This window comes from Spirosoma rhododendri (genome assembly GCF_012849055.1).
GTDB classification, from domain to species: Bacteria; Bacteroidota; Bacteroidia; order Cytophagales; family Spirosomataceae; genus Spirosoma; species Spirosoma rhododendri.
Map to the genome: position 1 here is coordinate 1,567,532 of NZ_CP051677.1, position 23,179 is coordinate 1,590,710.

The window sequence follows — 23,179 nt, forward strand, 5'->3', positions numbered from 1 at the left end:
TTGGTCGCGTGGCGACCCGAATTTTGAGGGGCAAAAATAGCGAAAAGGATTGGCCTTTCCCCAGTTTCATCCGAATATGCCGCCGGTCTGTGCCGCCGACCATTCATCCGATTTAACCCACGTAATTACCTGTTCGTCAATACCATTGTGCTATCAATCTGATAGCAACCTTCCCCAGATTGATTCGATCATGCAGGAAAAACCGTTAACCTCAATTTCGGGCTATGTGCTGTTACTTATAGCGGTACTATGCCTGCTCGCTGCCATTGGCGTTGCCGTCACCGGAATCAGTATTGTACTGGCCGTTCTGCTGTTTCTGGTGTCGATGGTCCTGTTTACGGGGATCACCGTTATCAACCCTAATGAAGCCTATGTGTCTACGCTGTTCGGTAATTACGTCGGTACGATAAAGCAGAACGGGCTGCGGTGGGTCAACCCGCTGTACAATCGGCGCAAGATCAGCCTGCGGGCGCGTAACCTGAATGGGCAGACGCTGAAAGTAAACGACAAGATGGGTAACCCCGTCGAAATTGCGGCCGTGGTGGTCTGGCAGGTGCAGGATACAGCCAAAGCCTTGTTCTCGGTCGACGATTACGTGCTGTTCGTGCAGATTCAGTCGGAAGCGGCTGTACGGAAACTAGCGAATTCCTACGCCTACGACCATATGGAGGACGATACGGCGTCGGTTACGCTGCGCGACAGTACGGGGCAGATCAACGTGTTTCTGGAGCAGGAACTCAACGAGCGGCTCGAACGGGCGGGCGTCGACATCATCGAAGCGCGGGTTAGTCACCTGGCCTATTCGTCGGAAATTGCCGGGGCGATGTTGCAGCGGCAGCAGGCAGCGGCTATGATTGCCGCCCGCCGACTAATCGTGGAAGGGGCCGTCGGAATGGTTGAGATGGCGCTCGAACGGCTTGAAACCAAGGGCGTCGTACAACTGGACGAAGAGCGCAAAGCCGCGATGGTGAGCAACCTGCTGGTGGTACTTTGCGGTGAGAAAGGCGTCAGCCCGGTTGTCAATGCCGGGACATTGTATAACTAATCGCCTATGCCGTCGGAGAAAAAAGCCTTCGTACTGCGAATTCAGGCGGAAACCCTGAAGGAACTGGAGCGGTGGGCGCAGGAAGAGTTTCGGAGCGTCAACGGGCAGATCGAATTTCTGCTCAGCGACGCCCTGCGCCGACGCAAACGCCGTTCCCGCGATGAGCCGCCCGCAGAAGCCGACGATTCACTCGAACCGTCAGCATAACGAATTCTAGTTGGTTTACGGCTGCTTCTGCGCCCGTACCGTTTCGCCGATCAGCCGCACACCATCCAGCGTCAGCGACGGAATAACGTCGACAAACACGTCGCGCAGTGACGGAATCTGGCCCGACAAACCGCCCGTGGCTACAGCAATGCAGTCGCCGTTTAGTTCGGTTCGGATGCGGTCGATGAGCGAGCGGACAAGCCCTTCGTAGCCCAGCACGATACCGGCCTGAATGGCATGCGTCGTGCTTAGCCCCAAGGCCGATTCGGGTACCTGAATGGGTACTTCGGGCAGTTGGGCCGTGTTGGAAAACAACGACCGGATGGCGGTTTTCAGGCCGGGCGCAATAGCGACGCCGAGAATTTGACCGTCGCCCGAAACGGTCGTAAAGGTCAGGGCCGTGCCGAAATCGACAACGATGCAGTTCCGTTGGTAGCGCGTATAGGCCGCCAGCGCATTCGCCACCAGATCGGCCCCGATTTCGTGGGGACGCAGGATGTTGAGCGGCAGCAACGGGTACACGCCCGGCCCGACCACGACCGGCTCGTGGCCGAATAGGTCGCCGAGCATGGCTCGAAGCGTAGGCGTCAGATTAGGCACAACGCTGCTCAGCACGGTGTCCTGAACAGCACTCAGCGGCAGATTGGCTTCCAGCAGCCACAGCCGTAGCCGGGCTTCGTATGACCCAGCGGCTTCGTCGGGGCGGGCGGGGGTGCGCCAGACGAAACGCCAGGTGTCGGTGTCGTAAAGACCAAAAACGGCGTCGGTATTGCCAACGTCAACAGCTAGATGCACAAGCGATGAAAGAGTTACGGGGCGAAATACGGACAAATTCGGCAAAATCCCGCCGTGGCGGTTCGGCAGAAACGGCTGTGCCGGTCGTTAGCTATGTATCGGTTTTACCTGTGGCTATGGAATCGGGCGGGTTTCTGCATCATACAGGTACGTAGACCGGCCACCTATGTTTTTACGACGTTTTCGCAAACCCAAACCTGCTGCTGACCCTGCCGACCGACCGGCTGAGCTGCTTGCTCAGTACCGGGCCACGGGCGATGTGGCGTTGCTGGGCGAACTGTACGAACCGTACATGGAACTGGTGTATGCCGTCTGCTACAAATACCTGCGCGACGAGGAAGAAGCGAAAGACGCCGTCATGCAGCTCTTCGAGCAACTGGTAGTCGATCTGCGTCGGCATGAAGTGCAACAGTTTCTGCCGTGGCTGCATAGCGTGTCGCGGAACTACTGCCTGATGCTGCTGCGCCGTCGGCAGGGGCGGCCGCAGATGGCCATGCTCGATTCAGTTCTGGCCGATGAAGACGAGTCGGCGCTGACGAGTACGGTCGATGAGCCGGATCGGGAGGAAGACCTGAGCCGGATGGAGGCCTGCCTGCAAACGTTGCCTATCGAACAACGTACCTGCCTGACACTCTTTTATCTGGAGAAAAAAAGCTACGCCGACGTAAGCGAGCAAACGGGTTACGATCTGAAACAGGTAAAGAGTTATTTGCAAAATGGTCGGCGAAAACTTAAACTTTGCCTAAGCGATCCGCAGGGAATATCAGGTGCGGTACGCAACACAACCTCCTGACAATGAGTGAGCAATTGACATTTGATGAACTGCGGGCTTATCAGGCGGGCCAATTGAGTGGCCCGGCCCGGCACCGTGTCGAGCGGGTGTTGCTGGAAGACCCGTTTTATGCCGATGCGTTGGCCGGGCTGGAAGCCATGCAGCAGGCCGCCCGCCCCACACCCGCTCAACTGGCCAGCCTGCGCGATACGCTACAGGACCGGATTCACGCGTCGGCAACGAAAAAGCGGCTCTGGCACCTCTGGATAGCGACGATTCTAGCCGCGTTGCTTCTCGTGTTCGCCGTGGCTATTTACCTGATTTACTTCGTGCCGAAGAAAATGCACAAACCAGTTCCGGCTATTCCACAAACAAGCTGGAACGCGACGACAGAATCGAGTTTATACCATCTTGATTCCATATACTGGAAAACGTTGACTTAACGGAGATCTGTTCTGCCCGAATCGGGCTACAGATGCCGTGTGACGGGAACAGCTATGTAGTTTACAAATGACCCGCGTGAAAGAAACTAAGTGTCATTTGTAAAACATTTGCAAAAGGTCGAGCGTTAACCCCGAGAATCAATTCGACCAATTGTCTATGTTTCGCACAATTTCTTTACGTTCTTTTTACTGCTTAGTTGTTTTAGTTAGCCTTTGTTTCACAGGTAGTTACGCGCAGCAGCGTTTCAGTGCTGGCCCCCGAATTGGCTTGAATTTATCTAATTACTGGGGCAACGCCGACGATCTACGCTTCAAGCCGGGTGTCAACGCCGGGGTTTTCCTGTCCTACAGTTCGCTGAACCATTTTGGCATCTCTGCCGACGTTCTATACTCGCAACGCGGTGCCAAATACGACACGCAGGTGCTCAAGTTTACCCAGCGGGTCAACTACCTGGAGATACCCGTCGTGGCCCGTTATTACCTGACGCTGAATGGTGATTTCCGTCCAAACATCTTCATCGGACCGTCGCTGGGATTCAAGCTCAACGCCCGTCGTGTCAATGGTGAGCCTAACGTGAACAACATCAACGCCGACAATACCAGCGATTTCCGCGATATCGATCTGGGCGCAACGGGTGGCTTCCAGCTGAACTGGCGCACCGGCAAACGCCAGCACTTCCTGATCGACGCCCGCTACACGCTGGGCCTGAGCGAAGTACAAACCAGCCTGCCTAACCGGTGGGGGGCTCGTAACAACCTGCAAAACTCGACCATCAGCCTGTCGCTGGGTTACGCATTCGGGGTTGGTCCTGAATTCCGCAGCCGCTACAGCCGGTAGTTTTTAGTACCATCCATTCACTATAGAATACCTCACATGACACGAACTAAAACCGTGGGTAGCTGGCTTGCCGTAGCCCTACTCTGTGCCAGTATGCCGTTTGCAACGGCTCAGCAGCGATTCAGCGCCGGCCCACGCGTTGGCGCTAATCTCTCCAGCTTTGCCGGTAATGCGATGGGAAACCAATATCGGCCGGGTCTGACGGCTGGATTGTTTGTCATGTACAGTTCGCTGAATCACTTCGGTATTTCTGTCGACGCACTGTATTCACAAATGGGGGCTAATTATTCGGCCTTCGACGCACTATCGCAAACGTCAATTACGTACAAGCAACGGTTAACCTATATCGAGGTGCCGGTGGCACTCCGATACTTTCTGACTAATAGCGGTACGTTTCGCCCTAATTTATTCGTAGGACCATCATTAGGGTTTCTGGTCAAAGGGGAGAGTTTGCCCGTAGAGCGTCTAGGCGTTCAGTTTCCAACGATCGATAATACGTCGTCGTTTCGGCCGCTTGATTTGGGGCTGATGGCTGGCTTTCAGTTGAACTTTCCGGGCTTTGGCGAGCGGCAGCGTTTCCTTATCGATGGCCGGTACCGTTACGGGCTGAACGATGTTCGTAAGGACAACACCACGAATTCGCACAATTCGACGTTCACGCTGACGCTGGGCTACGGTTTCGGCGTTGGTCCGGAGTATCGCAGTCGGTATCAGAAATAGCCGACGTTTCTACGAAAACGGCCGCTGGATACCCTCCAGCGGCCGTTTTCGGTTTAGTCCAGTGTGTCGGGGTCGTCAGCGATGCGGGTGTTGTCGTAAAAGGTGTTTAACTCAGTCATTTCGTCGGCAGACAGGGTAAAGTCAAATACGTCGAAGTTGGCCTGAATGCGTTCCCGGTGAACCGACTTGGGAATCGTAACGACGCCCTGCTGCAACGACCACCGGATCAGCACCTGAAACGTACTTTTATGATGCCGTTCCGCGATCGCGATCAGCCGGGGATCGCTCTGCTTTTTGCCCCGCGCCAGCGGTGCATAGCCTTCCACCTGAATCCCTTTGTCGCGGCAATAAGTCAGGACATCGGGCCGGTAGCAGTAAGGGCTGAACTCAATCTGGTTGACGGCGGGCACTACTACCGCCTGACTGAGTAACTCATCGAGGTGCTTCTGGTAGTGGTTCGACACCCCAATGGCCCGAATGCGACCGTCGGTATACAGCTGCTCCAAAGCCCGCCATGTGTCGTGTCGGTATTGCTTGACGGGCCAGTGAATCAGGTAAAGGTCAACGACGTCTCGTCTGAGTTTAGCTGCGCTTCTGTCGAACGCCCGCAACGTCTGTTCGTAGCCCTGATCGGTGTTCCACACTTTCGTCGTAATAAACACATCTGTTTCTGACAGGCCACTGGCTTGTATGGCGTCGGCAACTTCGACTTCGTTGCCGTAGATCGATGCCGTATCAATCAATCGGCAACCGGCTTCCAGCGCCCATTCGACAGCCTGTTGCACTTCGCTATTGTGGTTTGGCGCGTACACGCCCAGGCCCAGCAGCGGCATCTCTACACCATTGTTGAGCGTAACAAATTTGTTTTCCATACGATGTTGGTGAGCCATTTTATCCTGATTGTGAAGAATTACACCCGCAAGCTATCAAATAGTCGGTATTCGCCCGGGCCCTGCGCTCGTTGGGGGCCGTTGCATCGACTTCCGGAGCACCTGAAGAGGATTTAATGTCGTATTAAGCCCACCATCATACTGGTATGTCACCTTTGCCCGGTAGCTATCGTACACCTGCTTCATCGGCAAAATGAACCATTCACAAACCAGTTCGTCATCAACGTCCAGGCCCATCAGGCCACTTGAATCACTTAACTTTTTCATGGCCGATATGCAGGCTGGTATCGGCCCGTTTCTCGGCGTTTTTTTGCTGGCACACGGCTGGAAAAGCGGACTTATCGGCTCCGTAATGACCATTGGCGGGGTAGCAGGTATGCTGATGACGGCTCCGGCAGGTGCCCTTATCGACGCCACCACGCGCAAGCGGATGTATGTGGTCATTGCCGCCGTTGCTACCACGCTGGCATCGGCTATTATCCTGCTTTCGCAGAACTTCTGGCTTGTCTGTCTGTCGCAGGTAGCCACGGCTGTTGCCGGTTCGGCGATTGGTCCGGCCGTAGTCGGTATCACGCTTGGCATCGTCAAACAAACTGAGTTTACCCGCCAGAACGGCTACAATCAGGCATATAACCATGCTGGTAACGTCGTCGGGGCGGCCCTGTCGGGCTACCTCGGTATGCGCTTTGGTATGCCCGCCGTGTTTTATCTAGCGGCTTTGTTCGGGGTACTGGCCATCGTATCAGTATTGCTCATCCCGGCTAAGGCTATCGATGATAAAGCGGCCCGTGGGTTAAGCGATAAGCAGGATAACAACGCACCGACCAACGCGTTTCAGGTGCTTTTCAAGAATAAATCGATGCTGATTCTGGCGGCTGCGCTGGCGTGTTTTCACCTGGGTAACGGGGCCATGCTGCCGCTGTTTGGGCTGGCGGCTGCGACAAAATTGCCCGGCAACCCCACCATTTTTGTCGCCGTGACGATTATCATTGCCCAGCTAGCTATGATCGTGATGTCGCTGGCTGCGGTTCGAATGACCGAGAGAAGCGGGTACTGGATTGTGCTACTTATCTCGTTTATTGCCCTGCCCGTGCGGGGACTGGTGGCTTCCCAGATGATCTCGTATACGGGCCTGTTTCCGGTTCAGATACTCGATGGCATTGGCGCGGGGCTGCAAAGCGTCGCTGTTCCCGGACTGGTAGCGCATCTGCTCAACGGCACGGGGCGGGTCAACATCGGGCAGGGTGCCGTCATGACGGTGCAGGGCATCGGTGCATCGCTCAGCCCGGCCATTGGCGGCTGGCTGGCGCAGTCGATCGGGTACTCATCTACCTTTTTACTGTTGGGTAGCTTCGCGTCAGTCTCAATTTTGCTGTGGGTTGTTTTCGGGGCTACGCTCAAATCAGAGTGCGCCGTGACGCCGGCCGTTGCGCCCGCGCACTGACCGACCACCTATCCACCATTCACCAGTACGTATGCCGAGCACCGACCCGCTTATTTTCGTTCACCTGGGCGATCTGCACATTACCAAAGCCAGCGAACCCAACTACCTCGATTATTTGTCTATTGTCGCGCAACTGGCACTGGAATGCGGCCCCGCGCTGGATTTCGTAGTGTTGCCGGGCGACAATGCCGATAACGGCAAGCCGTACCAGTACAAACTGGTGTCTACGGCCCTGAAAATGCTGGACGTACCCGTACACCTCATTCCCGGCGACCACGACATGGAATCGGGTAATCTGGATGCGTTTTATACGATGCCGCTGGCCGAGCCATTGCCCAAATCACGGGTAGTAAAAGGAGTGTGCTGCCTGTTTCTGGACATCAGTGGCACAGGCAGTGGCGGCCCTGATTTTCGGCTGGGCCTGCGCCAGTACGACTGGTTACGTCAGGAGCTGGCTCAGGCAACCGCCCAAAGCGAACCGATTGTGGTGTTCATGCACACATACCCCGCCGACTTTACGGATGAGCAGGAAACAACGGTGGTGAATCAGCTGTTCGCTGACCATAACGTGGTGCTGGTCGACATCGGGCACACGCATTACAACGAACTGGCGAACGACGGGCACACGATTTTTGCCGCTACCCGCTCGACCGGGCAGATCGAGGAAGGGCCGGTGGGGTATTCAGTCGCGACCGTTCAGGGGGAGACGGTAAGCTGGCGATTCAAGACCTTACACGACGCATTCCCGTTTGTGCTTATCACCACACCCACCGATTACCGACTGCTGCGAACTGATCATCAGTCTTACTCCACGGGCGTAATCCGGGTGGAGGCCGTTGTGCTGGGTAGCCGTTCCGTTGATCGGGTCGCCTGTCGGATTAACCAGTACGATTGGCAGATCATGACTCCCACCGAGAGCGGGCGCGGCTGGCAGGCCGAGGTAGAGGTACCCGCTGGCGAAGTCGCGATGCTAACCGTGGAAGCCGTGGACAGCAGCGGCCGACCCGGTCAACATATAATTCAGCTAAGCCCGGCTGACCAAAATACGCCCGTCCGCCACAAAAACGGGAGTGATGCCGATTCAATCGGTGCCTGGCCGCAGAACGGTATCGTGGGTACGCAACTAGGGCCTAACCGTAACGGTAAACCATCCTGATTTTTTCAACGAATTACTACATGCCTCACACATACATCTGGATTATCACGTTTTTAGCCATCGCGGGCGTCATCATACGGCCGTTCAACATCCCGGAAGCTATCTGGGCCGTAACGGGGGCTGTCCTGCTGCTGGTGCTGGGCCTGATAACCCCCGCCGAAACGTGGTCGGGTATCGCGAAGGGGGCGGACGTGTACTTATTTCTGACCGGAATGATGCTGCTGGCTGAAACAGCCCGGGAGGAAAAACTCTTCGACTGGTTAGCCGCGCAGGCAACACAGCGGGCATCTGGCTCGGCAAGTCGGCTGTTCGGGCTGATTTATCTGGTTGGTGTTGTCGTAACCACGTTCCTCTCGAACGACGCCACGGCAGTGGTGCTCACCCCAGCGGTGGCTGCGGCCGTGAAAGCCGCGAAGGTCGATAAGCCGTTGCCTTACCTGTTTATCTGCGCGTTCATTGCCAATGCCGCTTCTTTCGTGCTGCCCATTTCCAACCCGGCCAATCTGGTTATCTACGGTACCCACATGCCGCCGTTGGGTCAGTGGCTGGTTCAGTATAGTCTGCCATCGATCGTATCGATCGCCGTTACTTACCTGGTACTGCGGTTTACCCAGCGCGACGCACTGCGCGAGTCCATTGAAACCAACATCGCTATTCCTGCGCTGTCGCCGGGGGGTAAGCTGGCGATGCTGGGTATCGGCGCAACTGCTCTCACCTTGCTGACGGCATCGGCACTGGATGCCGAGTTGGGGCTGCCCACCGCAATTACGGGCATACTGACCTCGATTGTGGTGCTGATTCGAGCTAAGAAGAGTCCGTGGGAGGTTGTGAAAGGCGTTTCCTGGGCTGTGCTGCCGCTGGTGGCTGGCTTGTTTGTGCTGGTTGAAGCGCTCGACAAAACCGGCCTTATCCAATCGCTGACGAGCCTGCTCCAAGAAAGCACAGCTCGGTCGGTGACGCAGACAACCTGGTTGAGTGGGGTTGGGACAGCGCTGATTTGTAATCTGGTCAATAACCTGCCGGCTGGCCTGATTGCCGGTACCGTTGTTCAGGCAGGGCAGGTGCCGGAGGTAATCAAAAGTGCGATTCTGGTGGGTATCGACTTGGGCCCCAACTTGTCCGTTACGGGTTCATTGGCCACTATTCTCTGGCTGGTCGCCCTACGTCGGGAGGGGCAGACGGTCAGCGCTTGGGAGTTTCTCAAGCTCGGTTTTCTGGTCATGACAACCGCGCTGGTCTGCACACTCGGGGTTATCTGGCTTTATCATACGATGGCTGGCTAAACAGCCAGCTAGTGGCTTTCTGACGAAGGAGATAGTCAAGTCATCAACAAAAATGCGCTGTCGGTTCTGTACCAGCAGCGCATTTTTGTTGATAACCACAGCTGGCAGACCTGTTTTCATTGATACGCCAGTCGGTCGGAGAAGTGGGTATTTGCGGTCGTGCGAGCCTAGAACTTGGAGATGAGATACACGCCTATCACCATCAGCACGGCGCCAATTGTTCGTCCGATGCTGAGCGGGTGAATCTCCACGTTGAACCAGCCGTATTTGTCGATGACAAGCGACATCAGAATGTTCGCCGTGATGGTTAATCCGGCCAGCGTACCCGCCCCGACCCGGTCGACAAACATCAGCCCTGCCACCACCGCACCAGCACCAATCAGTCCGCCAAGTGGTGCCCACCAGGGCATGGTAGCCAGGCTTTCGGTAGTCGGCATGGGCTTGGGCATACACAAAAACAGGCACAATAGAAAAGCCACGACCGGTAAAAACGAAACGACGCTGGCCAGCCAGGGATTCTGTACGGATTTGAGCAAAGCCCCGTTCATCGGTGGACCCCATGCCTGAAAGGCACCAGCCAGAATGATGAGGGGATACAGCCAGATTGGACTGATGTTTTGCATAGGTGCAGGGGTTGTAGTTGATGACCTCCAACGGTGAACAGTTGCGCAAATTGTGGATCGTTACAATACGCTGAGAAGTGGGTTGTAGCTATGCTAACTACTCATCGAGTAAGTAGTGATATATACTTGTAATTAGTCCGATGGTTTACAGGGAAGAATATCAGAGCATACTGATATTTCATGAATTATTTATCGATAATCTACTGATAATAAGGGTATTAATGGTAAGGGTAGTATTGCTGATATGATAAATAGTCCGGCTGAATAACGATTTTATTCGGTTTTTTTAATTCGATGTTAATGGTGATCTACTACGCAAATTCATAGGACACTATTACCATTTTCGAATCACAAATTCTCCGTTCGTTTTGCGGCTACAGTCTATTCCGTCTCCGCGAATACTAACATACATACACACCGTCTCCCCCATTATAATGGCTTGGGGTAAAGCCGGTTAATAGGGTTTTAATTAATATTTAATCTTATCGAATCCATTTGTAGTTCCGATCCGTATAGGAAGGCGAACAACTGTGCTGGACAAACCAGCCGCCTATACTTAACGCTCGATAACATGTTTACGAAAAAACAACTACGTTTCTCAGCAGGAATGCTGGCCATCGGCTCATTGCTCTCCCTGAATGCCTGTCAGGATCGGCAAATGCTTGACCCTCAAGGAGCGTCTACAACGGCTAACGCCCGGCTAGCCGCCAACTTTGATTTCTATGCGCTGACAGACAACAACCGGCTCCTGAAGATGAACACCGGCAACCCGTCGGTCAGTCAGGAAATGATGACCATCACGGGTGTTCTGAACAACGAGCGGCTCACCGGCATTGATTTCCGGCCTGCTACCGGTCAGTTGTACGCGATCAGCAATGGTAGCCGCCTGTATACCATCAACCTGCGTACTGGAGCCGCAGTACCCGTCGGTTCGGCGGCACTGACACCCGGCGTGATGGGTGATGCCGTTGGTTTCGATTTCAACCCAACTGTCGACCGTATTCGGCTGGTATCAAACCGGGGACAAAATTTACGGCTAAACCCTGAAACGGGCGCGGTCATGATCGTCGATGGTCCTATCAACGGCGTAGCCGGTGCATCAGTATCTGGTGTTGCCTACAGCAATAACCGCTCGGGCGTAACGACAACCACGCTGTATGACATCGATCCCGTAACGGACAAGCTGTACCGCCAAAATCCGCCGAACGATGGTGGACTGGTCGAAGTCGGCCCGCTTGGCGTTGACGTAGCCGGACAAAGTAACTTCGACATTGCGCCGGACGGCAGTGCTATCGCCACGATGATCAGCAATGGCGTGCAGGGCTTATATGAAATTAACCTGACAACCGGCCGGGCCGAACTGCTTGGTAACTTGCCCAGTGCCATGAGTATCGTTGGTATGGCTATCCCGACTGAGCATATCGCTTACGTTGCCGATGGTATGAACATGCTGCACTACATCAACCTGAATACGGGGGCCACCCACACCGTCAAAGCGATTACAGGTCTGCAAACGGGCGAAACGCTGCGTGGTATCGATATGCGGCCGGTGAATGGTCAGTTGTACGCGCTCGGTACAACCAATCGCATCTACACGATCAACATGGCTAGTGGAGCCGCTACGGCCGTTGGTGCGCCCATCTCGACCGGTGTGATGGGTGATGTTGGTTTTGATTTCAACCCAACCGTCGACCGTATCCGCATCGTGAGCAACGATGGTCAGAATCTGCGCTACAACCCCAACGACAACTCGGTAATCGTTGACGGTCGTCTGAACCCCGGCAGCCCCAACGTAACGGCTGCTGCCTACACCAATAACTTCCCCGGCGCTACTTCAACGACGCTGTACGACATCGACAGCCGTACCGGCAACGCCATGTTGTACCGGCAGATTCCACCAAATAACGGTGGGCTGGAACTGGTAGGTAGTCTGGGACGGCAGATCGAAGGCGGTAATGGCTTCGACATCGGCGGTACCTCGAACGTGGGCCACGCTGCGCTGCGCGTCGACGGTATCACCCGGCTGTACACGATCAACCTGACGACCGGCGTATCGACCGAGCGTACAGCATTGGCCGGCAACCCATCCGTCCGTGGCTTCGCTGTCGGCCTGGGTTTCTAATAAGCTGGATTACTCTTCATCAAAACGCCCGCTCCTCCATTGGAGAGCGGGCGTTTCGTTTGTTCAGACGATATACAACTCAAAAAAAGCTTTGGGGCTGATGATCTTTGTTTGGCCGACGCGATTTAAGTCCAACAAATCCCGATCTCCCGTAATTAGGAAATCAGCGTTGACGAATAGAGATGCCTGTATGACATTGTTATCGTCTGCATCGCGGCAGTCAGTCGGCATCTCGTTTGTCGGTAGTACAACCGTATGCCTTTCGCGGATAACGTCTATGATCTGCGATCGGCGTTCTGGCGAATACTTGAACTTAACGTCCAGTTTCCTGTTGAACAACTCACTTACGATCCATTCTGAGGTGTATAACCCAAAATGAATGACGCAGAAGTCATACACGTCTGCTGCAAAACCGGGGAAGACGAATGTGGAAATGAGGACGTTTGTGTCAAAAACAACTGACGTAGAGGCAGGTAAACGCAAGGGCGTTTCCATAGAACAAAAAAGTTGATATGACTTCACCAGCCTCTTTGGTGGAGTCGGTTACAGGCAATATTAGGAAATCTCATTATAAATGTCGTCTTCGGAAAAGAAGCCAGCTGTTTCAGCCGATCCTTTCAACTCACGACGAATCTTATTCATCTTCTCGATGTGAAGATAGTTTTTCACAATTCGGCTAATCATCTCCTCTGATGACAGATCAGCGGTAGTTGACGCTTCTTCCAAATCCTGAAAAACGGTATCCTCAAATTTGACAGCTACAACAGTCATAGTAGTTGGCCTCTTTACATTCGTACGAATATCTATTATTCAAACGTAAACTGCAATAAAACAGTTGTGCCACACCGGGTTGGCATGGCACAACAAACAAAATAAGCTGATGTGAGTCTTACCGGCTCAAATACAGGTTCCGTTCGGCGTAAACTTTCTGGAAGAAATCGTCGGTCAGATCATCAATAAAGTAGATACCCTCACCAGTTGATTTCATTTCGGGGCCAAGTTCCTTATTGACGTTCGGGAATTTGCTGAACGAGAATACTGGAATCTTGATCGCGTAACCACGCTTGGTCGGTTTAAAATCAAAATCCTTCACCTTTTTGTCGCCCAGCATCACCTTCGTTGCGTAGTTGACATACGGTTCCTGGTAGGCTTTGCAGATGAACGGCACGGTCCGGCTGGCGCGGGGGTTGGCTTCGATGATGTACACCACCTCGTCTTTGATCGCGAACTGAATGTTGATCAGGCCGACCGTTTTCAGGGCCACCGCAATCTTCTTCGTGTGCGCTTCGATTTGCTGAATGACGTTCTCGCTCAGGTCGAACGGGGGTAGCACGGCGTAGGAGTCGCCGGAGTGGATACCCGCCGGTTCGATGTGCTCCATGATGCCGATGATGTACACATCTTCACCGTCGCAGATGGCATCGGCTTCAGCTTCGATGGCGTTTTCGAGGAAGTGGTCGAGCAGGATGTTGTTGTCGGGGATGTCCTGCAAAATCTTCATCACGTGCTGCTCCAGCTCGTTTTCGTTGATGACGATCTTCATGTTCTGCCCACCCAATACGTAGCTGGGCCGCACCAGCAGCGGGAAACCTAGTTCGCGCGACAGTTCGATAGCGCCTTCCGACTCGCGCACTGTGCCGAATTTTGGGTACGGAATGTCGAGCTTTTGCAGCATACCGGAGAAAAGGCCCCGGTCTTCGGCCAGATCAAGCGCTTCCCAGCTTGTACCGATGATCTTGATGCCGTAGCGGGTCAGTTTCTCGGCCATTTTCAGCGCGGTCTGTCCACCCAACTGTACGATAACGCCTTCCGGCTGCTCGTGCATGATGATGGCGTGAACGTGCTCCCAGAATACCGGCTCGAAATACAGCTTGTCGGCGATGTCGGGGTCGGTCGAGACGGTTTCCGGGTTACAGTTAATCATGATCGTCTCGTAGCCCGCTTCCTTGGCGGCCAGAACGCCGTGAACACAGGAGTAGTCGAACTCAATACCCTGTCCGATGCGGTTCGGTCCCGAACCCAACACGACGATCTTCTTCCGGTTCGAGCGCACCGATTCGTTACCCGGCAGATCCGATACGGGTTCGGGGCGATCCTGCGTAATGGGCAACTGGTTGTTGAACGTCGAGTAGTAGTACGGCGTGCGGGCTTCAAACTCAGCCGCGCAGGTATCGACGCATTTGAACACCCGACGAATGTTGTGCTGCTGCCGGTACTGGTAAATTTTGCTCTCGCGTACTTGCAGGAGGTGAGCAAGCTGCCGGTCGGCGTAGCCTTTCTGCTTGGCAGTGCGCAGCAGTTCGGGCGGCAGATCGTCGAGGTCGTACTTCTCCATTTCGCGCTCCAGCAGGATCAGTTCTTCGATCTGATGCAGGAACCAGGGGTCGATTCGGGTCAGTTGCTGAATCGTGCGGAACGACATCCCGGCTTTGAAGGCGTCGTAAATATGGAACAGGCGGTTCCAGCTTGGGTGCGCCAGACTTTGCTTCAGCGCGGCAACGTCGGTCAGTTCGCGACCGTCGGCACCGAGTCCGTTGCGCCGGATTTCAAGCGACTGACAGGCTTTTTGTAGCGCTTCCTGGAAGTTCCGGCCAATACCCATCGCTTCACCCACCGACTTCATTTGCAGGCCCAGCGACCGGTCGGCACCGGGGAATTTGTCGAAGTTCCAGCGCGGTACTTTTACAATTACGTAGTCGATCGCTGGCTCGAAGAAGGCCGATGTCGTGCCCGTGATCGGGTTCATCAGTTCATCGAGGTTGTAGCCGACGGCCATTTTCGCAGCAATCTTGGCGATAGGATAGCCCGTTGCTTTCGACGCCAGTGCCGATGAGCGGCTTACCCGTGGGTTTACTTCGATAACGATAATATCGTCGGTCTGCGGGTTGACGGAGAACTGAATGTTACAGCCGCCCGCAAACTGCCCGATGCCCGCCATAACCCGGATGGACAAATCCCGCATTTTCTGATACAGCGTATCGGGCAGGGTCATGGCCGGGGCCACCGTGATCGAGTCGCCGGTGTGAATACCCATCGGGTCGAAATTCTCGATGGAGCAGATAATCACGAAGTTGCCGTTGTTGTCGCGCAGCAGCTCCAGCTCATATTCTTTCCAGCCCATCACGCTCTGCTCGACCAGTACTTCGTGTACCGGCGATGCGTGCAGGCCGTTGGTCAGGGCTTTGTCGAACTCTTCGGGGGTGTTGACGAAACCGCCACCCGTGCCGCCGAGCGTGAACGACGGACGGATAACCAGTGGGAAGCCAATTTCCTGCGCGATCTCTTTGCCTTCCAGAAACGAGCGAGCCGTGCGGCCTTTGCAGACACCGGCACCAAGCTCAAGCATCAGCAGGCGGAACTTCTCCCGGTCTTCAGTCGTCTCGATGGCTTTGATGTCGACGCCGATAATTTTCACGTCGTACTTCGTCCAGATACCCGCTTTGTCGCAGTCGATGGCAAGGTTGAGGGCTGTCTGACCGCCCATTGTTGGCAGAACCGCGTCGATGGGCCGCCCCATTTCCCGGTGTTTCTCCAGAATCTCGACAATCGATTTTTTCTCCAGTGGCTTTAGGTAGACGTAATCCGCGTTGATCGGATCAGTCATAATCGTCGCTGGGTTGGAGTTGATAAGCGACACCTCGATGCCTTCGTCGCGGATAGACCGGGCGGCCTGCGAACCGGCGTAATCGAACTCACAGGCCTGACCGATGACGATTGGACCCGAACCAATAATCAGAACCGAGCGGATGTTGGTGTTTTTTGGCATTATTCAGCAGGACAACGAAAAGGCACAGCCGAGTGCTGCACCGGTAATGATCACATTCAACAGGCGGATGATTCCCAACCCGTTGAGGGGTGACTAAAAATCCTGCAAAAGTAGATTGTACGGGGGGGAAAGGCAAGGATACAAACGGAAAAGCCCGTCGATCAATGTCATTGTTAACATTGAACTTGTCTCTGATAGCATCCCTGCCGCTTCGGCGGTCCGATGTCGAGCCGTAGGCCAAGTTGGTGCGAATTAGTTGCAGTGGTGTCAGGTCCCCGACCTGACACGCTCGCGTCAGCCAGTAGCTTCGCCCGGAATGTGTCAGGTCGGGGACCTGACACCACTGAAGACTCGTTGTTAGCCGCTATCGCGGCCCGACAGCAGGGATGCTGTCGGAGGCAATCAAGCCATTGCGATCTGATTCCAGTTGGTGCGCTGATACTGTCGCATCAGGAGCCAGACGACGAGAAGGGCAAGCACGATGCCTCCCCAAACACCGTAGGGGATAAGTGTTAAGATGAAATGCAGCCCGCCGACCAGCGTCAACACTACCAGTGTAAGCAGACTGCGGCCCGTGTTGCTTTGGTTGACGGCGTCGACCGGAACAGAAAATGGCATCCGTCGGTCCGACAGCAGGGCCGACGCCAGCAACATCACGATGGTGTTAGCGTAACCCAGCATTATATCATCTACTTTATCGAAGCCGTTTTTGCCAAGCAGATAAGCCGCCACCAGCAGGTAGAAAGGCGTTACCAGCTTGACGATGATGGCTTTCAGCGCACCCGTCAGAATGTCGCCCGGTTGCCGGATGGGGGCGGCACCGTAGAGCCACGACGCCTTGAAACTATCGGACGCCGATAGCTGATACTGCGCGACCATGCCGTACAGCCCCGCGAAGTAGAGCGAAAACAAGGTGGAGAATTCGCTATTGTTGAACCCACCGCCCCGCACCGACATAAAGACGATGTACACGAAGCCGAAGCCGAGCTGGGGGTAAGTTTTCAACTTGAATTTGCGGTCGCGGCCCATGATCCGCCAGGCAAAGGCAAATGCAGCCCGTTCAAGTAGCGAGCCGGTGAACCACCCGGCCAGTTGATCGAGCAGGCGGGTGGGTTGTGCCACCGTAGCCGCGATGGGTTGCGCGGATTTGCTGTCCTGATCGAGGCTGCTCAATTTCTCAGTAAACGAACCCGTCATAAACTGGCTCATCACCCAGATACCGCCCACCGGCATCAGAATCGCCAGCGCGATGAGTAGCAGGTGATCGGTGTCGAACGTTCGCTGGAGTACACTATCGACCGCCCCGGCCATCCACATCGGCGGTACCAGATAGTGCCACCATTGCCGGTCCAGCGCGTCGCTCAGGTCGGACCGGTTTATCAGGCGCGGAATCAGTTGGTATCCGCCGTAAAATGCAATCGCCATCACGATCTGCACGTAGTTGATGATCTCCCGCAGCTTGTCTTCGCTGATAAACCGCATTAGACCCAGATACAGCAGGTTGGTCAGGAACACCATCAGCATGGCCGACAGCAGACTAAGAAACAAAAACAACAGCCCGGCGACCGGCCCGAACCGATACCCCAGAACAAGGATGCTGCCGATGCCCGTTGCCAGCGCGATAGCGAACAGATAGACCGAAATGTGTGTAATCCGCGCGAGCCAGAGGGTGCGACTGCTAACGGGTCGGGGCAGGATAATCTGATTGTCGGACGAGTCTAGGATAATCGACGAAAAGTCGGAAATCAGCGTCATGGCGCACAGAATCATGACGTAAGCAAACTGGAGAATCAGCGGAAAGAATAAGCTTTCGCGGTCTTTGAACGCCAGTTGCAGCGATAGTAACGTGCCGAACAAGGCGTAAAAGCCGAGTACCTTCAGGAACGTGTTGTTCGGCGGGTCGCTGTCTTTTTTCTGCTGCCCGTAGCGGCCCAGCGTCGTGTAGTTGCGTCGGTTGTCCATCATCAGCTTGACCTGCACGATGGCCCGTAACTGCGAATAATCGGCCCCCAGCCACCGGAACAGCCCTTGCAGCCGGTCGAGAATCGACAAAATGAGCGGTGTCATAGCCGGTTAGTTGGTCAGCGTATTGATAAATTCCCCGGCTACGTCGGTCTGACTATCGCTGCCGGTCATCTGCGCGAACAGTTGCTCCAGCGATTCCGGGCGTTGGTGCTGCAATTCGGCAAACGTCCCGTCGGCAATAATTTGGCCTTTGTTGATGATGATGATCCGGTCCGAAATCTTCTCGACCACGTCCATGATGTGCGAACTGTAGAAGATTGTCTTGCCGCTGTTTGCCAGTTGCCGGATAATCTCTTTGACCAGTACGACAGCGTTAGCGTCCAGCCCCGACAGGGGTTCATCCAGAAAAATAACGTCGGGATTATGCAGCAGGCCCGAAATCAGCAGCACCTTCTGCCGCATCCCTTTCGAGAAGGCCGTCATGCGGGCGTAGGCGTTGTCGGATAATTGAAACAGGCGCAGCAGGTCGAGGGCTTTCCGTTCGATATGCTCCTGATCGAGTTCGTACAGCTGCCCGACGAATTGCAGGTACTCCATCGGCGTCAGTGAATCGTAGAGGGCCGCATTTTCGGGGACGTAACCAATGCGCCGTTTGATGTCGAGCGCGTTTGTGCGAACGTCCATGCCCAGCACCGTCGCGTCACCAGCGAAGTCGGGCAGCATCCCGATCAGAATTTTCAGCGTCGTCGATTTACCCGCCCCGTTCGGACCAATATACCCGACGACCTGCCCCGCGTCGACGCTGAGATTGATGCCGTTCAGCACGGGTGCCCCGCCGTATGATTTGACAAGATTGCGGAGTTCAATAATGGGAGAGGTTGTCACAATAGGATAAGCTAAGCGTGTAAGGAAAGGTACAAAAAAAGTCCCGCCGGGCAGCAAGCCAGACGGGACTTTCGGTAACCGTATTAGATAAGCGGTTAGGCAACTACTTCGGCTGCTTCAACCAGCTTGTTCTTCATCAGGTATTCGGCAATCTGAACCGCATTGGTAGCGGCCCCTTTGCGCAGGTTATCGGCCACGATCCACATGTTTAGCGTGTTGGGCTGCGTTTCGTCGCGCCGAATCCGACCGACAAACACTTCATCACGACCGTGCGCCGTCAGCGGCATTGGGTAGACGTAGTTCTTCGGATCGTCCTGTACGATAACGCCATCGGCATTGCTGAGCAGTTCAACGACTTCAGCCAGATCGAAATCGTTTTCAAACTCGATGTTCACCGACTCCGAGTGACCACCGATCGTCGGGATGCGTACCGTCGTGGCCGTCACCTGAATCGAGTCGTCGCCCATGATCTTTTTGGTCTCGTTGACCATCTTCATTTCCTCCTTCGTGTAGCCGTTGTCGAGGAATACGTCGATGTGGGGCAGCACGTTGAGGTCGATGGGGTGGGGATACACCTTTTTCGCGTCCTGATCGCCTTTGCGCTCGGCAAATAACTGATCGACAGCCGCTTTGCCCGTTCCCGTCACCGACTGATAGGTCGATACCACGATGCGCTTGATTTTGTAGCGATCGTGCAACGGCTTCAGCGGCACAACCATCTGAATGGTCGAGCAGTTGGGGTTGGCGATAATTTTATCGTCGGCGGTTAGTGTATCGGCGTTGATTTCGGGCACGACCAGTTTTTTGGTCGGGTCCATCCGCCAGGCCGACGAATTGTCGACGACGAAAATACCGGCTTCGGCAAAGCGGGGGGCCAGTTCGAGCGAGGTGCTGCCACCAGCCGAGAAGATCGCAACAGCGGGTTTGGCGGCAATGGCGTCTTCGAAGCTGACGACCGTGTACGGTTTACCCTTGAACTCAACCTGTTTACCCACCGACCGCTCGGAAGCGACGGGAATCAGTTCGGACACGGGGAAGTTACGCTCGGCCAGCACCTTCAGGATTTCGCCACCGACCAGGCCGGTAGCCCCCACGACTGCGATTTTCATAATTTATTCAATATTTATTTGAAAATGAGTCGCAAAAGTACGGTAAGAGTTTGACAAAAATTAGGTAGAAATGGTAAAAAAATAGATGACTATCGAAGCGAATAGAGATAGAGGGAGTTTGATGAACAACATAAATAAGCGTTATCGAAGACAACGATTTTAGCTACCTGCGACCAAACAAAAAGTGCATAGAAACGCCGTATACTTTGTTTTTACTTATATAAGAACGACTATTCTCAATATTAGCCAGCCCCCGTGCGTAAAAGAATGAAAGTCCCAGTCCCGACGTCAGATCATAACCGGTTGACACACGAAGGCCATAATCGATCCGTCTTGTCTGATTCGTTTCTGAGCCAAATTCAATATCTGTTGGGCTTCCCTGACCATCCAGAATAATATTATCCTTCCCGCTAAGTGCATAACCAATGTACGGTCCTGCTCCAACTAAGGCCCGACCGGGGCCAGCTTTTAAACTGTACGCGAGCTGGACTGGTACTTCCAGGTAATTGATCTTATGGGACCGCTCAACGACGGGTCCTATTTCCGGGTTGCCGTTTAATGTATACTGCCCTCCCTTCCCCGAATAAAGAAGCTGTGGCCTGATTGACCAGTGACGACTTACTGCGATATCAGCTGTTAGGCCGGCGTGAAAAGCGAGAGTGTTTGGGCCGTCGAAGGTATAGTAAGGCGTTTTGTAAGGCAAGCTTGCCAACTGTCCACCACCAACCAAACCAACACGCATCTGTGCTATCGACAATGTTGACGCGAAGACAAGGATAAGAATACCAAAGAGTAATTTTTTCATGAAATACGCTGAGCTGTTTCATGAAAAGTAAATAATCAGCTAGGGTGATACAAGTTCGTTCCGGAAAATTATCACGTATGGCATCTCTTGTCTTTGCTTTGGATGCAACAAAAAGCATCTCTACTATTAAAGACAAGACAGCTACATATTATTTGGTGCCAGACAATCATCCAATGGCACATCCGTTTCGTTTACATCGGCTATTTGCTCGACTGGCTCGAACAGCGAAAGGCCGACTTTTAAGCAGTCGGGGCGGCAATCAGCGAGGAAACGGTCGTAATAGCCTTTGCCATAGCCGACGCGGTGGCCATGCCGGTCGAAGGCCAGTAGCGGCACAAGGACTAAATCGATAGCAGACGGTTCTACGGGTGTCAGGCCGGTATTTATTGGCTCCGGGATGCCCCACTTGTTTTCGATCAGTGGAGTATCGGCCGTCAGCGGGTAGTGGGTCAGTTGGTTCGTCGTGATGTTGGATACAGAAATCGCAATGTCTACGTCGCGTTGCCAGAGCCAGCGGATGATTGGCCAGGTGTCGACTTCGTTTTGTCGGCGGATGGGCAGAAACGTATGGACCAGCCGTAGTGGGCGGCTTTGTGACTGCTCCGTGAAAAAGTCGATGAAATGAGCTGTAAGCTGGTCGTTGCGCCGGGTTAGTTCGTCGGCGGATAAAGCCTTGCGTTTGGCCAGAAATTCCGTCCGTAACTCGGCTTTGGTCTGGCTCATGCTTCCAGGCAGATGTGCATCCGGTAGTCGAACGGGTTGAATGTGGCGAGTAGTTTTTTCAGGAACGACGCGTCGCGCAAAGCGAACGTCAGGTAATTTTCGGAACGCTCCTGCAACCCGCCGTTCGGAAACAACTCGGCTTTTACCGCCTGCAACTGCCGCAGCCCGACGTCCTGATTACGCTCTTCCGCCCGGCGCATCTTCTTTTCCAGCCGCACAACGGCATTGGCAAATCGCTTCGTTTCTGCCAGAACTGCCTTTTCCAGCGTCGGATCGACCATCATGGCTTTGTGCAACAGCGCATCCAGCCCCTTATTGACGGCTTTATTTTCATTGTCGAACGACAGACTATGCCGGGTGTGGTGATCGACAAATTCGCGCTTGAGGGCCAGATCGTCCTGAAACAACTGCTCCGGCGTCAAACCGAGTTTGGCCACCCGCCGGGCACTGACTTTCGGCACGTACAGTGCGAAACTGCGTGGCATCAGCATCGGAAAGGCCGTCTGGTACTTGTCGAAAACGGGCTTCAGCTGCAACCAGTACGGCACTTCTGAAGGGCCGCCGATATAAGCCAGGTTCGGCAGAATCGTTTCCTGATACAGCGGGCGCAGTACGACGTTGGGGCTGAACCGTTCGGGGTGCTCGTTCAATAGCGTCAGCAACTCATCCTCCGAAAAACGCAGCTTTGTGTGTAACACGCGGTAAGTGCCGTCGTCGGCGCGTTCGATGCGCTCCCGTAGCTGATCGTCCAGATAAAACAGGTTTATGTTCCGGGCGGTAATGACCGTTTTATAGCCAAGTACTTCGAGTTTCTCGGTCTGCTTCTCAACCAGCCCACCGGCCGTTTGATTGAGCAGATCGTCGCGCATGACGGGCAGAAATTTCCGCTTCAGCGCGGCATCGTCGGCATCCAGACAAATCAGCCCCTCGGCACCGAACAGTTCGTTGACGTAATAGCGCACTGCATCGGCCAGCGTGTTGTGGTTGAGGTACGCTTTCTCGAATAGGTGCAGCTTTTCGGGGATCTGCGCGAACAGCGTTTTCAGCTCCTGCGGGTTCATACGCCCCACCGCCCCGCGTTGCTCCGTCTGCCAGGCGTATTGGTTGCCGAACAGCGAAAAATGGTTGATTTCGGGGAAGTCGTGGTCTTCCGTCGCCATCCAATAGACCGGCACAAACTGGTAGTCGGGGTATTGTTGCGCCAGCTTCCGGGCCAGATTAATCGTCGTAACGAGTTTATAGACGATGTACAGCGGCCCGGTGAAGATGTTCAGTTGGTGGCCCGTCGTGACAGTAAACGTGTTGGGTTGCCGGAGTACCGAAAAGTCAGGCTTGTTGGCAATGCCTGCGTACTGCCGCTCCAGCGCATCGACCAGCGTCTGCCGTTTTTGCTCGTCAAACGTCTTTTCGGCGATCTGATGCCGGAAAGCGTCAGGCGTGGGGAAGTGGTTGTAAAAGGGAGCTAGACTGTCTTTCTGAGCGATGTAATCGAGAAAAAGCGACGAAAGCTGGCCCGTTGCGGTAAGGGGCAGGTACTGACAGTCCATGCAGAAATAGCGGTTTACCCCAAGCCAACAAACGAAAAACC

Annotated in this window: 22 protein-coding genes; 10 read left to right on the forward strand and 12 right to left on the reverse strand. The window is 54.4% G+C overall.

Annotated elements, in window-relative coordinates:
• Positions 1–190: 190 nt before the first annotated feature.
• Positions 191–1,045, forward strand: coding sequence for an SPFH domain-containing protein (locus HH216_RS06295; protein ID WP_169550015.1), 855 nt, complete (start codon positions 191–193; stop codon positions 1,043–1,045).
• Positions 1,046–1,051: 6 nt separating this feature from the next.
• Positions 1,052–1,252: a ribbon-helix-helix domain-containing protein gene (locus HH216_RS06300; RefSeq protein ID WP_169550016.1), complete on the forward strand. Its 201-nt coding sequence runs from the start codon at positions 1,052–1,054 to the stop codon at positions 1,250–1,252.
• Positions 1,253–1,267: 15 nt separating this feature from the next.
• Here the strand turns inward: HH216_RS06300 and HH216_RS06305 are convergent, their stop codons facing one another.
• Entirely contained in the window at positions 1,268–2,047 is a 780-nt protein-coding gene (locus HH216_RS06305) for a type III pantothenate kinase (RefSeq protein ID WP_169550017.1), read from the reverse strand.
• A 166-nt stretch (positions 2,048–2,213) separates the two neighbouring features.
• Between HH216_RS06305 and HH216_RS06310 the strand changes: the two genes are divergently transcribed.
• The 4 genes from HH216_RS06310 (at position 2,214) to HH216_RS06325 (ending at position 4,820) form a co-directional block, all read left to right on the forward strand.
• A complete protein-coding gene (locus tag HH216_RS06310) occupies positions 2,214–2,840 on the forward strand; it encodes an RNA polymerase sigma factor (protein WP_169550018.1) in 627 nt (208 codons plus the stop codon).
• Between the two features lie 2 nt (positions 2,841–2,842).
• Positions 2,843–3,262, forward strand: a complete 420-nt coding sequence (locus tag HH216_RS06315) for a hypothetical protein (RefSeq protein WP_254448709.1) — start codon at positions 2,843–2,845, stop codon at positions 3,260–3,262.
• A gap of 157 nt (positions 3,263–3,419) precedes the next feature.
• On the forward strand, positions 3,420–4,100 hold the full coding sequence (locus HH216_RS06320; RefSeq protein ID WP_169550019.1) for a porin family protein: 681 nt from the start codon (positions 3,420–3,422) through the stop codon (positions 4,098–4,100).
• Between the two features lie 36 nt (positions 4,101–4,136).
• A complete protein-coding gene (locus HH216_RS06325; RefSeq protein ID WP_169550020.1) occupies positions 4,137–4,820 on the forward strand; it encodes a porin family protein in 684 nt (227 codons plus the stop codon).
• A 53-nt stretch (positions 4,821–4,873) separates the two neighbouring features.
• Here HH216_RS06325 and HH216_RS06330 read toward each other — a convergent pair whose 3' ends face one another.
• A complete protein-coding gene (locus HH216_RS06330) occupies positions 4,874–5,692 on the reverse strand; it encodes an aldo/keto reductase (RefSeq protein ID WP_169550021.1) in 819 nt (272 codons plus the stop codon).
• Positions 5,693–5,975: 283 nt separating this feature from the next.
• Between HH216_RS06330 and HH216_RS06335 the strand changes: the two genes are divergently transcribed.
• Genes HH216_RS06335 through HH216_RS06345 form a run of 3 tightly spaced genes read left to right on the forward strand, consistent with a single transcriptional unit; the run spans position 5,976 to position 9,593 of the window.
• Positions 5,976–7,154, forward strand: a complete 1,179-nt coding sequence (locus tag HH216_RS06335) for an MFS transporter (protein WP_169550022.1) — start codon at positions 5,976–5,978, stop codon at positions 7,152–7,154.
• A 31-nt stretch (positions 7,155–7,185) separates the two neighbouring features.
• A complete protein-coding gene (locus HH216_RS06340) occupies positions 7,186–8,310 on the forward strand; it encodes a metallophosphoesterase family protein (RefSeq protein WP_169550023.1) in 1,125 nt (374 codons plus the stop codon).
• A gap of 20 nt (positions 8,311–8,330) precedes the next feature.
• Positions 8,331–9,593 carry an arsenic transporter gene (locus HH216_RS06345; protein WP_169550024.1) on the forward strand — a complete coding sequence of 421 codons (1,263 nt, stop codon included), beginning with the start codon at positions 8,331–8,333 and terminating at the stop codon, positions 9,591–9,593.
• A 167-nt stretch (positions 9,594–9,760) separates the two neighbouring features.
• Here the strand turns inward: HH216_RS06345 and HH216_RS06350 are convergent, their stop codons facing one another.
• Complete coding sequence (locus HH216_RS06350; RefSeq protein ID WP_217371899.1) at positions 9,761–10,216, reverse strand: DMT family transporter; 456 nt, start codon at positions 10,214–10,216, stop codon at positions 9,761–9,763.
• Between the two features lie 571 nt (positions 10,217–10,787).
• On the opposite strand from HH216_RS06350, the gene HH216_RS06355 reads away from it, so the two are divergent.
• Complete coding sequence (locus tag HH216_RS06355; protein WP_169550025.1) at positions 10,788–12,338, forward strand: DUF4394 domain-containing protein; 1,551 nt, start codon at positions 10,788–10,790, stop codon at positions 12,336–12,338.
• A 63-nt stretch (positions 12,339–12,401) separates the two neighbouring features.
• Here HH216_RS06355 and HH216_RS06360 read toward each other — a convergent pair whose 3' ends face one another.
• The 9 genes from HH216_RS06360 to bshC all read right to left on the reverse strand — a co-directional run bounded on the left by HH216_RS06360 (position 12,402) and on the right by bshC (position 23,138).
• Positions 12,402–12,833, reverse strand: a complete 432-nt coding sequence (locus HH216_RS06360; RefSeq protein WP_169550026.1) for a putative toxin-antitoxin system toxin component, PIN family — start codon at positions 12,831–12,833, stop codon at positions 12,402–12,404.
• Positions 12,834–12,893: 60 nt separating this feature from the next.
• Positions 12,894–13,109 carry a hypothetical protein gene (locus HH216_RS06365; protein WP_169550027.1) on the reverse strand — a complete coding sequence of 72 codons (216 nt, stop codon included), beginning with the start codon at positions 13,107–13,109 and terminating at the stop codon, positions 12,894–12,896.
• 118 nt (positions 13,110–13,227) lie between these two features.
• Positions 13,228–16,104 (reverse strand): carbamoyl-phosphate synthase large subunit, encoded by a 2,877-nt coding sequence (carB, locus tag HH216_RS06370; protein WP_169550028.1) that lies wholly within the window; start codon positions 16,102–16,104, stop codon positions 13,228–13,230.
• A 402-nt stretch (positions 16,105–16,506) separates the two neighbouring features.
• On the reverse strand, positions 16,507–18,171 hold the full coding sequence (locus tag HH216_RS06375) for an ABC-2 family transporter permease (RefSeq protein ID WP_169550029.1): 1,665 nt from the start codon (positions 18,169–18,171) through the stop codon (positions 16,507–16,509).
• A gap of 6 nt (positions 18,172–18,177) precedes the next feature.
• Positions 18,178–18,954 (reverse strand): ABC transporter ATP-binding protein, encoded by a 777-nt coding sequence (locus HH216_RS06380; protein ID WP_169550030.1) that lies wholly within the window; start codon positions 18,952–18,954, stop codon positions 18,178–18,180.
• Between the two features lie 95 nt (positions 18,955–19,049).
• Entirely contained in the window at positions 19,050–20,063 is a 1,014-nt protein-coding gene (locus HH216_RS06385; protein ID WP_169550031.1) for an aspartate-semialdehyde dehydrogenase, read from the reverse strand.
• Positions 20,064–20,226: 163 nt separating this feature from the next.
• The gene (locus HH216_RS06390; protein WP_169550032.1) at positions 20,227–20,868 is read right to left on the reverse strand and encodes a porin family protein; all 642 of its coding nucleotides are present in this window, start codon (positions 20,866–20,868) and stop codon (positions 20,227–20,229) included.
• A 141-nt stretch (positions 20,869–21,009) separates the two neighbouring features.
• Positions 21,010–21,591 (reverse strand): 5-formyltetrahydrofolate cyclo-ligase, encoded by a 582-nt coding sequence (locus HH216_RS06395; RefSeq protein WP_169550033.1) that lies wholly within the window; start codon positions 21,589–21,591, stop codon positions 21,010–21,012.
• A complete protein-coding gene (bshC, locus tag HH216_RS06400) occupies positions 21,588–23,138 on the reverse strand; it encodes a bacillithiol biosynthesis cysteine-adding enzyme BshC (protein ID WP_169550034.1) in 1,551 nt (516 codons plus the stop codon). Before bshC ends, HH216_RS06395 begins: the two co-directional genes overlap by 4 nt.
• Between the last annotated feature and the right edge of the window lie 41 nt (positions 23,139–23,179).